The following is a 13418-nucleotide window of genomic DNA, read 5'->3' as shown; positions in this document are numbered from 1 at the left end:
ACCCACGACCCCGCCGCCCACCACGCCGCCGCCGGGCGGGGCCTCCTGCACCGCCGTCTACGTGGTCCAGGACCAGTGGAACGGTGGCTTCGTCGCCAACGTGACAGTCACCGCCGGGAGCACCGCGCTGACCGGCTGGCGGGTGACGCTCACGCTGCCGGGCGGCGCCGCGATCAGCTCGCTGTGGAACGGCGTGCCCAGCGGCACCAGCGGCACCGTCACCGTGGCCAACCAGAGCTACAACGGACAGCTGGGCGCGGGGCAGACCACCACCTTCGGATTCCAGGGCACCGGAACCGGCGGCGGCGCCACCGCCACCTGCGCCGGGAGCTGAGCCACCTCGTCGGGGCCGGCGCCGGACGCCGGCCCCGACGAGGTGAGTATCGTCTCGCCGCGACGCCGGCCCGCCGCCGGTCCGTCATGGACGGTACGGACCGGGCCCGGGAAGACTGCCTGCTAGCGCGACCGGCGGGGGGCCGAGCCGAGCGCCGCACGCACCGGAAAGTCCTGTGCCGTAAGCCTTCCCGTCATCCACACGAAGTTGACATGGTTGATGGTTGGGCTAGGGTTCCGCCGAACGGTTGTCACCGAGTCAGGTATCCGGTCACCACGAGGACGGCATGACGGCACAGTGCAGTGGCTTCGACGTCCGCTTGCTGGGCAATCTCCGGATCACGTACGCCGGGCGGGAACTGCCGCTACGCTCGGCTCAGCGCCAGGCCGTCTTCAGCGCGCTGGCGCTCACCCCGGAGCGGGGCCTGTCCCGGGACGAACTGATCACCGCCGTCTGGGGTGACCACCCGCCGGCCAGCGCGTCCGGCAACCTCTACACGTACGTCTCCGCCCTGCGCCGGATGCTCGAACCGGACCGCGACAGGTGGTCCTCCGGCCGGGTGCTCACCTCCGAGGGCGGCAGCTACCGGCTGCACCTCGACGCCGACGCCGTCGACGTGCACCGCTTCGAGCGGTTCCGCGAACGCAGCCGCGCGCCCCGCGCCACCGGGGACACCGCCGGCGAACTGGCCGCGCTGGACGCCGCGCTGGCGCAGTGGCGGGGCGACGAGGCGCTCGTCGGCGTACCGGGACCGCGGGCCGCCGGCCACCGGATCCGGCTCGGCGAGCTGTACCTGACCACTGTGGAACGCCAGGCCGAGCTGATGCTGGGCCTCGGACGTGGCGCCGAGGTCGTCGACCGCCTGCTCGCGCTCGTCGGCCGCCACCCGGCCCGGGAGAGCCTGTACGCGGTGGCGATGCGGGCGCTGGCCGCGCAGGGCCGTACCGCCGAGGCGCTCGCCCTCTACGCCACGCTGCGGGACCGGCTGGTCGAGGAGTCGGGCACCGAACCCGCCGCCGCCGTCCGGCAGATCCACGACCAGCTGTCGGGCGGGACCACCGCCCCGCAGCGCGGCCCCGGCCCGGTCCCGCGGCGACACCCCGGCTTCCGGGGCCGTTCCGCCGCGCTGGCCCGGCTGCGGTCGGCGGTCACCGGCCTGGCGGACGGACGCGGCGGCAGCGTCTGGATCAGCGGCGAGGCGGGCATCGGGAAGTCGGCGCTGCTGGCCGAGGGACTGAGCGGCGCGGCACCGCTCGGCGCCCAGGTCGGCTGGGCCGTCGGCGACGAGCTGGCGTACCGGATGCCGCTGAGCATCGTGCTGGAGTGCCTCTCCCTGGGCAACGACGCGGACGGCCTGCCCGCCTCGCTGCACGCCTGCTCCGGCGGGGCGCCACCGACCATGACCGTGATCGACACGGTCCAGCGGTTCGTGGTCGCGCGGTGCGCCGAACGGCCGCTGCTGCTGGTCCTGGACGACCTCCAGTGGGCCGACGACATGTCGCTGCTGGTCTGGCACGCGCTGCACAAGCTCACCACGCGGTTGCCGCTGCTGCTCGTCTCCGCCGCCCGCCCGGTCCCGGCCGGATACGAGGTGCGGCTCCTGCGCCGGGTGCTGCCCCGCGACGGCACCACGCTCGTCGAACTCGGCCCGCTGGACGACGACACCGCGACCGCGCTGGTACGCGACTGGTCCCGCCCGCCCGGCCCGGGCGCCGGCACCACCCGCTCGTTCGTCGCGGCCGCCGCCGGGAACCCGTACTACCTGCGGCATCTCGTGCTCGCTGACCGCGACGGCCGGACCGCCGACACGCCCGGACCCGAACTGACCGACGCGGTCTCCCGGCACCTGCAACCGCTCGCCGACGACACCCGTCAACTGCTGCGGGCGATCGCGTTCCTCGGCAACAACTACCTGGTCGCCGACCTGGCCGCGGTCACCGGCAGGTCGGCGCCGCAACTCGTACCGGCCGTGGAGGAGGCGCTGGCCGCCGGGGTCCTCGTGGAGGACGGGCGCCGCCTGCGGTTCCGGCATCCGGTCATCCGCCGGGTCCTGCGCGGCGCGATCCCGACCGCGCTGCGGGTGCTGATGCACAGGCAGTTCGCCCAGCGGCTCGCCGAAGCCGGCGGCGACCTGGGCCGCGTCGCGGGCCAGTTGCTGGCCGGGCCCGTGCCGGTCGACGCGTGGGTGCAGGACTGGCTGACCACGCACGCCGCGCAGCTGAGCGCCGTCGCCCCCGCGCCCGCGATCGCGGTGCTGCGGCACGCCGTCGCCTCACCCGGCCTCTCCGGGCCGTCCCGCGAGCTGCTCACCGCGGAACTGGCCCGGGTGCTGCACCGCTGCGGGCTGCCCGCCGGGGCCGAGGCGGGCTGGGTGTCGGCGCACACCGGGGACGCCGCGACGCGCGCCGAGATGAGCCGGATCGCCGGCCTGGACGGACCGTCCCCGAGCGTCGGACCGGCGGTCGTCGGACACCGGTGAGGAGACTGCGTGTCACCGTTCTGGGGCCGGTACGCGCCTGGAACGGCGAGGTCGAGATCGACCTGGGACCGGCCCGGCGGCGGGCCCTGTTCGCGATGCTGGCCGCGAACGCCAACCGCCCGGTCACCCGTGGCGAGCTGATCCGGGCGCTGTGGGGCGAGTCGGCGCCGAGCGCCGCCGCGGGCAACATCTACACCTACGTCTCCGGCCTGCGGCGCAGTCTGGGACCGGCGGGAGGGCTGCTGCGCTCCGGCCGGACCGGATACACGCTACGCCTCGAACCGGGCGCCCTGGACGCCGACCGGTTCGAGGCGCTGTGCGAGGCGGCCGTGGCGCCTGCTGCCGCCGGGCGGCCCGGACAGGCCGTCGCCCTGCTCGACGAGGCGCTCGCGCTCTGGCAGGGCGAGGCGTACGCGAACGTCACCGGACTCTTCGCCGACCTCGACCGGCACCGCCTGACCGAGCTGCGGATCGCCGCGGCGGAGCGCCGGGCCCGGCTGGTGCTGTCCGGCGGCGGCGACGACGCGCTGATCGCCGACCTGACCGCCCTGGTCCGCGACCACCCGCTGCACGAGCCGTTCCACGAGCTGCTGATGCGCGCGCTGCACCGGGCCGGCCGGGGCACCGAGGCGCTCGACGTCTTCCACGCGGCACGCCGGGTGCTGGTGGGCGAACTCGGCGTCGAGCCCGGCCCGGCCCTGCGCGAGTTGCAGAGCCGGATCCTCGCCGAACCGGCCCCGCCCGCACCGGCCGTACCGGTGACGCCGGCAGCGGTGGCCGCGCCGGCCGTACCGCGGCGGGGTCGGCTGGTCGGGCGCGACCGGGAGCTGTCCTTGCTGCGTGGCCTGCTGGGCGCGGTGGGTGAGGGCCGCAGCGCGATCGTGTGGATCGAGGGCGAGCCGGGCATCGGCAAGTCCGCGCTGCTCGACGCGGCGCTGCACGAGGCGCGGGCGCTGGGCCACCGGGTCGCGCGCGGCAGCGCCGAGGAACTCAGCAGCCGGATCCCGCTGCATGCGATGCGCCGGGCGCTGCGGCTGGAGGACGGGCCGCACGACGACCCGGCGACGGCCGCCGACCGGGTGCTCGACCACGTCCGCCGGCTGACCGCCGAGGGCCCACTGGTGCTGGCCGTCGACCACCTCCAGTGGGCCGACGAGGCGAGCCTGCTGGCCTGGGAGCGGCTGGCCGCGCTGACCCGGTGGCTGCCGCTGCTGCTCGTCGCGACCGCCCGGCCCGAGCCCGGCCGCCGCGACCTGGCCCGGCTGCGGCGTGGGGTGAGCACCCGCGACGGGCACCTGATCCGGCTCACTCCCCTGCCCCCGTCGGACATCGAGCAGATCTTCGGCCGCACGGTGGGCGTGCCGCCCGGCGCCACGCTGCGGTCGCTGGCGCCGCTGGCCGCCGGCAACCCGCTGTACGCCCGGGAACTGGTCACCGGCCTCGTGGCGGAGGACGGGGTACGGGTGGTCGACGGGCTCGCCGAGGTCGACGCGCGGGCCGACGAGATGCCGCGCTCACTTCTGGACACCGTGCGGGCCAGCCTCGACCACCTCTCCCCCGGCGCCCGGGAGGCGCTGCGCTACGCCGCCCTGCTCGGCGACGCGTTCGCCGTCGCCGAGGTCGCGGCGGTCACCGGGCGCACGCCCTTCGACCTGATGGCCGACCTGGAGGAGGCGGTCACCGCCGACGTCCTCGTGGACGCGGGCAGCGAGCTGGCGTTCCGGCAACCGGTGCTGCGGCGGGCGCTCGCGGGCAGCATCCCCGCCGCGCTGCGACCGACGCTGCACCGGCACGCGGCGCAGGCGCTCGCGGACAACCGCGGCCCCGTCACCCGGATCGCCGACCACCTGCTCGCCGGGCCGCCCGAGGTGGACGAGTGGCTGGTGGACTGGCTGGTCACGCACGGCGCCGAGCTGTCCCGGCAGGCCCCGCAGCCGGCCCGCGAACTGCTGCGCCGCGCCCTGGCGGGCCACCGGCTCCCGCAGGCGCGGCGGGCGACGCTCACCGCCCTCCTCGACAGTCTCGACCGGTAGCGCCTCAGCGCAGCCCGGGTACGCCCACGAACCGGCGTGCGGCAGCCACCGGGACCGGCGTGCCCGGGCCGGTCCGGCGCGCGAGGTGCTGACGCAGGGCGGCCAGGGCGAGGGCGTCGAAGCGTACCCGCCCGTCGACCGGCGGCTCCTCCACCGCCAGTTCCCGCAACAGCAGCCGGGCGGGGGCACCGGCCTCCGGCTCCTGCACCTGGAGCACCGTGAACGCGGTGCCGGGAAGGAACAGGACCCGGGCCGGGACGCCGTCGCCGGTCTCGAACGCCGCCGTGCGCCGCGCGGTGGCCGACCAGATCAGCACCTCGACCGTGCCCGGCAGGTCGGCGGGCGGCTCGGCGAGCGCGTTGGTGAACCCCCAGTCGGTGAGCACCCGCCGCCGCGCGATCCGCCGCAGCTCCGCCGTGGTCAGCTCGGCGCCGGCGTACGCGACGCCGCGGTGCACGGGGAGCCGGCGTACGCCCGCCGACACGCACCTGGCGAACGGCACGTGACCGCCCGGCTCGGCGGACCGCAGCGCCTGGTCGAGGCCGTCTCCCGCGGCGGAGAGGTAGAGGCGGACCGCTGTGGCGTACTCCGCCGCGTCGGCGCCGCCGGCGAGCGCCGGATGCGCGGCGAGCACGCCCGCCACGTCGGCGGAGACGGCGGCGATCTCCCGGCGGAACGCGCGCCGGAACCAGGCCCGTTCCTCGTCCAGGTCGGGCCCCGGGCGTACGCCCCGCGCGTCGTCGCCGGGCGTGCGCTGGAAGCGGACGGGCACCGGCGCGGGACGGTGCACCGGCAGGGTCATCGTCGGGCTGGTCGCCCAGCCCGCGCCGCCGCCGAGCACCGGACCGGCCACGTCGGGCACCGCCGCGTCCGGCCCGGCCACGTCCGGCCCGGCCACGTCCGGCCCGGCCACGTCTGGTTCCGCCCCGTCGAGCCCGGCGACGCCCGGCCCGGCGCCGTCAAGCCCGGCCACGTCCGGCCCCGCCCACGGAAACCCGGCCACCTCCGGCCCGGCACCGTTAAGCCCGGCGCCGTGAAGCCCGGCGCCGTCCGGCGGGGCCGGGTCCGGCGGTACGGCGGGAACGGCCACGCCGCCGGCCGTCACCTCGTCGGTCGGCGGCGCGGGCAGGCCGGCCACGGTGACCGGCACCGGTTCCGGGACGGGCGCCGGCACCGGCGGCGCGGGAAGCAGGTCGGCGGCGTGACCCGTCGTGTGCCGGTACGTCCCGGCCTCGATCCCGCGGGCCGAGAGCCCCGGGCGTCCCGGCGCCACGACCGAGGACGGCTGCACCGCCGCGCGCCGACGGGTCGCCGGGTCCAGCCGCGCCGCCAGGTCACCGGCCAGTTCGCGGTGGCGGTCGGCCGCGGCCGGTGCCGGGTCGTCCACGACCAGACGGACGCGGTTCGGGTCCATCGGGACCGCGCGGATCCGGTCGGCGTGGCGGGGCGGCTCCGGGGCGCGCAGCCAGAGGCCGGACGGGATCACCTCGACCACCGTGTCGTGCGCGTACTGGTAGACGCGCGGGCCGACCGGCTCGCCGAGTTCCGGCGGCGCGCGGTGACGCAGGATGCGCGGCGTCACCGCCTTCGCCCCCAGCGTCTCCCGGGGACGGTAGGCCAGCTCCTCGGCGAAGACCTGCCAGCCGGGCCGCCCGTCGGCGTCGACAGTGAACATGACCGGGCCGTCCGGGCGGCCGGTGGGCACGCCGGTGAAGACGCGTACCGGGCAGCGCAACAGGTCGGCCAGCGCCTGCCCGAACTGCTCGCCGTCGGGCAGCGCGACCGGGCCGTACTGGACGAAGCGGGCGTGCTCGCGGCCCTCGGGCGCCAGGCCGCGCCAGAACCGGGCGATGTCGTCGAGACGCAGCGGAGCCGTCCCGGGGCAGCCCACCAGGACCGGCATCGCGTCCGGCAGGCACGGCATCGTCGAGGTCAGGTGGCTTCCGTGTACGGCGACGGCCGCCTCGTCGCGGCTCTCCCGGAGCCACACACCGCCGGGCAGTGGCTCGGCGGCGCAGGTCGAGCTGACCGTCAGGTGGTCGACGGCGGCGCCGTCCCAGGCCGGTACGGGATAGCGCTTCGACTGCCAGACCGGCGTGTGGCCGCGCCGGTAGCAGACCCACCCGCCGAGATCGGTGGCGTGCACGAAGAGCAGCCCCGCCGCGCCCGGGATCATCCGCCCGAACGGGGCGATCACCGGCCGGCCCAGCCGGTCGGAGAGCCACTGGCCGGCGAGCGCCCCGGTCTCCGGGCGAGCGCCGCAGACCACCAGCCGGATGCCCCGGCGCAGGCGCTGCCGGCGCAGCTCGGTCGCGACCGTGTCCCAGATGTCGAACGGCAGTTCGTGTTGCAGGTCCAGGATCACGATGTCGTTGTCGGGATCCCGGTCCACCGACAGCGCGACCGTACGGGCCTCCGTGCTGATCCGCTCACTGGCGTGCAGCACCAGGGCGTTGCCGACGGTGTGGCGCGTGATCACCTCAGATCATGCCGGAGCGCAGGGCGTAGGCCACCGCGTGCGAGCGGTTGCGCAGCTTCAGCCGGTGGTTGAGGCCGTAGATGACGTTCTTCACGGTGCGTTCGGAGTACCGCAGCTCGTCGGCGATCTCGTTGGTGTCGAAGCCCTCGGCCATCAGCCGCAGCACGTCGATCTCACGCGCGGTCAGGCCGGAGGCGTTGAGCCCGTTCGGGTTGAGCACGTCGCGCTGGAGCCGTTCGATGTGCTTGAGCAGCTCACCCACCAGGTTCGGAGGCAGCACGCCGCCGCCGGAGGCGGCCGCCCGGACACTGTGCACGAGGCGTTCGGCGGTGACCGCCGCGCGCGGCAGGACAGCCACGACGCGGCACTCCACGGCGGTCAGCAACTCCTGCTCGCTGACCTCCGTGGTGACCAGGACGACCGGGGCGCCGATCTCGGTCGCCGCGAGGCGCAGCATGGCGATCACGTCGGTGGTGAGCCGCTCCACGGCGACGACGAGCACCTGCGCCCGGGTCCGGTCCGCGCTGTCCAGCAGCGTGATGTCGGAACGCGACCGGAGGTGGGCGGTCAGGCCGGTGTGGGTCAGCGGGTCGGGCGCGTGCACAAAGACGGCAACTTGCTCCACAGCCATCTCCATCACTGTCAGTAGGGGCTGACAGTCTCATGGAGAGTCCTTCAGGAAATCTCCACACTCTCCTTCCCGATGGCACCGAGCCGTGAAGATCTGCCAAAAAGGCCTGGTCAGACTTTTTTCAGTCAGTGAAGATTGATTTCGACAGGGCCCATCTTCTCCGTCGCGAGCTTCCCGGCGTTCGCGGCAGCGGCCTGGATCGCCTCCATGATCGCCGCCTGCAGCGACGCTGCGTCACGCTGCTCGTACACCCGGGGGTCGACCCGGACGGCCTGGACCTTGCCCAGGCCGCTGGCCATGACGACCACCGTGGCGTCCTGCGAGCGGCCGGTGACGATCGCCCGCTCCAGCTCCGACTGCGCGTTGCGCATCTGGTCCTCCAGACGCTGCGCGTTCTCCATGAACTCCTGGAACGAGGGTGGGATCGGCGTGGACTCGGGCTGCATGCCGGGCCTTTCTGTGCGGGACGGGTGGGTGGTCAGCCGACGGCGGCCAGGCCGCCGAGCCGCTCGCCGACCGCCGGGCCGGGTGCGGCCAGGTCGGCGAGCGCGAGGGTACGGGAGCCGGTGCGCCGGGTCAGCGCCAGCGAGAACTGGTGGGCGGCGTGGACGGTGCGCTCGGGCAACCGCCCGGCCATCTGGGTCAGTGCGGCCCGGACGTCGTCTGGCACCTCGTGGCCCCGCCGCACCAGGTGCCGCAGCACGACAGCGGCCAGCTCGTCGGTGCTGAACTCGGGCACCGACCACTGCTGGCCGAACACCTCGTTCACCGCCGGCACCGCGGCCCGCAGGCTCGCCAGGGCCGCCTCCTCGCCGGTCAGCACCACCACCGGATCACCGAGCCGGGAGCGCATCCGGCCGACCAGCGCCTCGGCGATCTCCGGCGCGACGCCGGAGGAGTCGTCGACGTAGTCGAGCTGCAGCACGCCGCCGGCCGCGTCGTCGAGGACCGCGTCCACCAGGCTCCCGGCCTGGCCGGGCCACTGCGGCGCCAGCTCCCGGCTCGTGCTCACCCGCACCAGTTGACCGACCGGCACCAGGCCCAGCTCCGACAGGCAGGCCGCGTACAGCCGGGCGTACTCGCTGCGACCGCTCCCGGCCCGGCCGCCGAGCAGCACGTTGCCGGTGCGGCCGGGGCCGCGCCGGCGGTTGCGTCCCTCGCAGAGCTGCAGCAGCGTCTGCCCGGCCGCCTCCTTGACCCGCTGCCCGCCGACCAGTCCGCAGATCCGCTTCCAGCTGCGGGCCGCGTTGATCGCGCCGGTCGGGTCGGTCGCCGCGTCGGGTTGCTCGCCCTGCTCGACCGGCAGGTCCTCCAGCAGCGCCAGCTCGGGTTCGACGTCGGCGGCGGTGAGCCGGTTGAGCTCGCTGTCCTTCGTGGGCGGCGTGGTGGCCAGACGCGACGCCTGGTTGTTGATCAGCGCCTCGAACAGCTTGCGGGCCACCCGGCCGTTGCCGAACGTGGCGTTCTTCGGCACCCGGGTGAAGTACGCGGTGAGCGCCTCCACGGCGTCGTCGGTCAGCTCGTAGTAGTGCTTGCTGACCAGGTTCGAGGTGATGGTGACCAGTTCCTCGACGGAGTAGTTCGGGAACTCGACGGTGCGGGTGAAGCGGGACGCCATACCGGGGTTGGAGGCGAGGAACTGCTCCATCAGCTCGGAGTAACCCGCGACGATCACCACCAGCTCGTCGCGGTGGTCCTCCATCATCTTCATCAGCGCGTCGATGGCCTCCTGGCCGAAGTCCGGCCCGGAGCCGCCCGACCCGCTGGACAACGTGTACGCCTCGTCGATGAAGAGCACGCCGCCGAGCGCCTTGGTGACCAGCTCGGTCGTCTTGATCGCCGTGGAGCCGATGTACTGGCCCACCAGGTCGGCCCGCGCCGCCTCGACCATGTGGCCCTTGGACAGGATGCCCAGTTCCTTGAGCACCGAGCCGTAGAGGCGGGCCACGGTGGTCTTGCCGGTGCCGGGCGGGCCGGCAAAGACCAGGTGCCGGCTCATCGGCGGCATCGGCAGGCCCATCTGGAGCCGGACCTGCGACATCTTGATCAGATTGATCAGCGCGGTGACCTCCTGCTTCACCCCGCGCAGACCGATCAGCCCGTTCAACTCGCGAAGCGGCTCGCTCAGCTCGTCCGCGCCGCTCTCCGCCGCCGTACCCTCGTCGTCGGCGACCTGGACCGGCGCGGCGGCCGGCGGGCCGGCGGGCGTCGGGGTGGCCTGCGGGCGGCCCACCGTCAGCGCCTCGGTGGTCACCGTGGCGCCGGGCGCGCGCCGGACGTCGTCGCCGCCGCTGTCGCGCACCACGCACCGGGTGAGCGCGACCGGCTCCACGGTGTCCACGCCGATGCCGGCCGCGCCGCTGCCGAGCACCTCGCCGTCGCTCACCGACCCCCGGGAGCCCGCCTCGAAGACGATCCCGTCGGCCCGGGCGTCGCGCACCCGGGTCTGCGTCACGGTCGCCGATCCGGTGACCCGCAGGCCGTCGCGGACCGCGCCGGCGATCTCGCTGTCGTCGAGCTGGAGCGCGCCCTCGGCCAGCACGCCCGAGCCGCGCAGCAGGGCCGCGCGCAGCGTCAGGTCGGCGCCGGCGCCCACCCGGACGGCTGCCGCGCCGGTACCGGTGAGGCGGGCCTCGTGCACCACACCCCGCGCGGGTCCGGTCAGCGCCAGCGCGGTCGCCTCCCCCGCGTCCACCACGAGATCGGTGCCCTCCAGCGAGGCGCCGTCCTGGACCAGCACCCCGCCGCCCGTGGTGATCTCGGCGCGCAGCCGCTGGAGTACGACAGCCGACTCACCGGTGAGCACGGCGACGTTGTCGCGGGTGCCCCGCACGGTCAGCCCGAGGAACCGCGGCGCGCCGCCGTCGACGGCGACACCCACCGGCGCGTCCTGGACGGTGCAGTCGGTGAAGGTCGGCCGGCCGCCGCCGAGCACCTGCACCGCGGTGTGCCCGGCGCCGCCGAACGTGCAGTTCCGGAACGACGGCGACGCGCCCTCGGCGATGTGCGCCGACTGCACGGCGGCGCCGGTGAACGTCGAGTCGCTGATCTGCACGTCCGCCTCGCCGCGGACGAAGACGTCGACGTTGCCACTGCCGGTGACCGACAGGCCCCGGATACGGGCCCAGGCGCGCTGCTCGACCACCAGGGCGGGTTTGCCGGCCCCGGTGATCTCGCACTGTTCGATCGTGAGCCGGGCGTCGCCGCCGGCGCACACGCTGTTCGCGCCCGCTGTGCGCAGGCGGCAGCGGCGCAGCGTCAGGGCGCTCTGCTCCCCCACCACCACGCTGCTCGTGGCGACGTCGTGGACATCGGTGTCCTCGATCGTGCTCGACCCGGCCGACATCACCACCACGCCCGCGCCCGCCGAGCTGGTCAGGTCGCAGCCGCGCAGCGCGACGGTGCCCTGCATGCGGGCCAGCAGCGTCACCCAGGAGGCGCCGCTGACCCGGCAGTCGTCGAGCGCCACCTCGCCCGCGTACACGTCGACCGCCGCCAGCGTGGTGTCGGCGCTGCTGAGCGTGATGCCGCGCAGCTGGGCGCCCTCGCCGCGCACGACGAGGACGCTGCCCTCCTCCACGTGCACCTCGACGGTGCCGGGCTGGGCGGCGCTGATCGTCACCCGGTCGCCGACCACGAGCTTCTCGACGTACCGGCCGGGGTGGACGTCGATCGTGGCGCCGGGCTCGGCCCGGGCCAGCGCGGAACCGATCGTCGGATAGGAACCCGGCTTCCGGTCGCCCACCACAAGAACCTGCCGACTCACCGCGTCATCCCTTCCGGTCCAGCCCGGGCAGCACCCGCAGGCGCCCGCGGGCCGCCGCTCCGATGCGTACCCGGGGCTCGGCCGTGGCCCACCGGTCCACGCTGCGCCGCAGCGACGTGATCGCCAGCTCGTCCAGCGACACCCGGTTGGAGTCGACCCGGCCGGTGTCGTCGATCTCGTTGGCGCCGATCTCCCGCAGCATGACCGCGCCGCGCTCGCCGGCCGAGGGCCGGCGCAGGTCCAGCACCTTGAAGTTCGTACCGGGCAGGAACAGCACCCGGTCCTCGACGTGCTCGTCCCCCTCCGGTTCCAGCAGGCTGGTCCGGCGGGCGGTCATCGACCAGATCAGCACGTCGGTGTCGCCGTCCTCGGACGCGCACGGCTGGGTCAGCGCGTTGACGAAGCTCCAGTCGGTGACCAGCCGCCGGTCCTGGTAGAGCGCCCATTCACCGTCGGTCGGCGACAGCCGGTAGACGGTGGTGCCCCGGAACGACGGCATCCGGGAGACCCCGGCGACCACGCAACGCGCGAACGGCACGTGCGGTCCCTTGCGGCCGGACCGCAGCCCGGCGTCGACGCCCGGTCCCCGGCCGGTCAGGTAGAGCCGCAGCGCGACCGAGTCGGCGAGCACGTCCTCGGTGGACACGCCGGAGCCCTGCATGCCCGGGTGCTCCGACATGATCCGGGACACCGAGCTGGCCATCACGTCGAACTCGCGGCTGAGCGTGCGGCGCAGCCAGGCCCGCTCGTCGGCGAGCCCCTTCTTCTCCGACAGCAGCGCGCCCGCCCCGGCCGAGGGCACCGGCTGCATCCGCGCCTCGGCGGCCACCTCGGACGGCTCGGCGTCCTCCGCCGGTTCGGCCTGCGCGGCCGGCCCGGTCGGCTCGGCGGTCTTCGCGGGCCCGGCGGCGTCCGCCGGGCCGGCCCCGGCGGACGGGGAGGAAGGCAGGTCGACGGCTGTCGACGGCGGGGCCGCGACCGGCGCCACCGGCCCGGCCGCCACCGGCGGGGTCGCGAGCGCCTGGCCGAAACCGGCGGGCATCGTCGGCGGCGCCGGCTCGCCGAAGCCCGCCGGCATGGTGGGCGGCGCGGGGTACGGGTCCGGTGCGGCGTCCTCGACAGGTGCCGCCGAGGGCCCGCTCCCCGGGTCGGCGGCGACCACCGGCCCGACGGCGACAGGCCCGGCCGGTGCCGCCGGTGCGACGGGCGTGACCGGCTGCACGGGTGCGACCGGCACGACGGGGACGTCCGGTCCGGCAGCGGTGGCCGGCACGGCGTGCGCGACCGGCTCGCCGTGGGCAACCGGCGGCGTGGGGGCGGCCACCACCACGGGGGCAACCGGCGGCGCTGCCGGAAGTGGCACCGCGGGCGGAGCCGGCAGCTCGGACACGACCGGCACCATGGGCGGCTCGGGCAGGTCGGCCGTGACCGGTGGCGCCGCCGGGAGCGGCACCGCCGGCGGAGGCGGCAGTTCGGACCCGACCGACGGCGCTGTCGGAAGCGGCACCGCGGGCGGAGCCGGCCGCTCGGAGGCGAGCGGCGCTGCCGGCGGGTCCGGGAGCGCGGACACGAACGGCACCGCGGGCGGAGCCGGCAACTCGGACCCGAGCGGCGCGACCGGGGGCGGCGGCAGTGCAGGCGCGACCGGAAGCCGGGTTCCTATCCGACGATCGGTTCCGCGCTGGCCCGGGCCGAG

At 75.5% G+C, this 13418-nt stretch carries 7 protein-coding genes and 1 pseudogene; 3 read left to right on the top strand and 5 right to left on the bottom strand.

Annotated features, from left to right (window positions below):
- The 3 genes from F8279_RS26230 to F8279_RS26220 form a co-directional block, all read left to right on the top strand.
- On the top strand, window positions 1-334 hold a 334-nt coding region (locus tag F8279_RS26230; protein WP_192580776.1), incomplete at its 5' end, for a cellulose binding domain-containing protein.
- 286 nt (window positions 335-620) lie between these two features.
- Complete coding sequence (locus F8279_RS26225; protein ID WP_151501354.1) at window positions 621-2813, top strand: BTAD domain-containing putative transcriptional regulator; 2193 nt, start codon at window positions 621-623, stop codon at window positions 2811-2813.
- Window positions 2810-4846, top strand: coding sequence for a BTAD domain-containing putative transcriptional regulator (locus F8279_RS26220; RefSeq protein ID WP_151501353.1), 2037 nt, complete (start codon window positions 2810-2812; stop codon window positions 4844-4846). Before F8279_RS26225 ends, F8279_RS26220 begins: the two co-directional genes overlap by 4 nt.
- A gap of 4 nt (window positions 4847-4850) precedes the next feature.
- Here F8279_RS26220 and F8279_RS26215 read toward each other — a convergent pair whose 3' ends face one another.
- The 5 genes and pseudogenes from F8279_RS26215 to F8279_RS26195 form a co-directional block, all read right to left on the bottom strand.
- A complete protein-coding gene (locus F8279_RS26215; protein ID WP_151501352.1) occupies window positions 4851-7325 on the bottom strand; it encodes a hypothetical protein in 2475 nt (824 codons plus the stop codon).
- A 1-nt stretch (window position 7326) separates the two neighbouring features.
- Window positions 7327-7962: a response regulator transcription factor gene (locus F8279_RS26210; RefSeq protein ID WP_175438660.1), complete on the bottom strand. Its 636-nt coding sequence runs from the start codon at window positions 7960-7962 to the stop codon at window positions 7327-7329.
- A 119-nt stretch (window positions 7963-8081) separates the two neighbouring features.
- Window positions 8082-8402, bottom strand: a complete 321-nt coding sequence (locus F8279_RS26205; RefSeq protein WP_151501351.1) for a YbaB/EbfC family nucleoid-associated protein — start codon at window positions 8400-8402, stop codon at window positions 8082-8084.
- Between the two features lie 32 nt (window positions 8403-8434).
- Window positions 8435-11722, bottom strand: coding sequence for a right-handed parallel beta-helix repeat-containing protein (locus tag F8279_RS26200; RefSeq protein WP_225853416.1), 3288 nt, complete (start codon window positions 11720-11722; stop codon window positions 8435-8437).
- A gap of 4 nt (window positions 11723-11726) precedes the next feature.
- A pseudogene (locus F8279_RS26195) lies at window positions 11727-13418 on the bottom strand (hypothetical protein); the annotation flags it as partial.

Origin of the sequence: Micromonospora sp. AMSO1212t (assembly GCF_008868145.1) — a bacterium.
Classification (GTDB): Bacteria; Actinomycetota; Actinomycetes; order Mycobacteriales; family Micromonosporaceae; genus Micromonospora; species Micromonospora tulbaghiae.
This window is presented reverse-complemented; position numbering and strand designations above follow the sequence as displayed.

Excerpts from the sequence above, each read along its gene's own strand:
- F8279_RS26225 (WP_151501354.1), top strand. The coding sequence starts at position 621 with ATGACGGCACAGTGCAGTGGCTTCGACGTCCGCTTGCTGGGCAATCTC.
- F8279_RS26210 (WP_175438660.1), bottom strand. The coding sequence starts at position 7,962 with ATGGAGATGGCTGTGGAGCAAGTTGCCGTCTTTGTGCACGCGCCCGAC.
- F8279_RS26205 (WP_151501351.1), bottom strand. The coding sequence starts at position 8,402 with ATGCAGCCCGAGTCCACGCCGATCCCACCCTCGTTCCAGGAGTTCATG.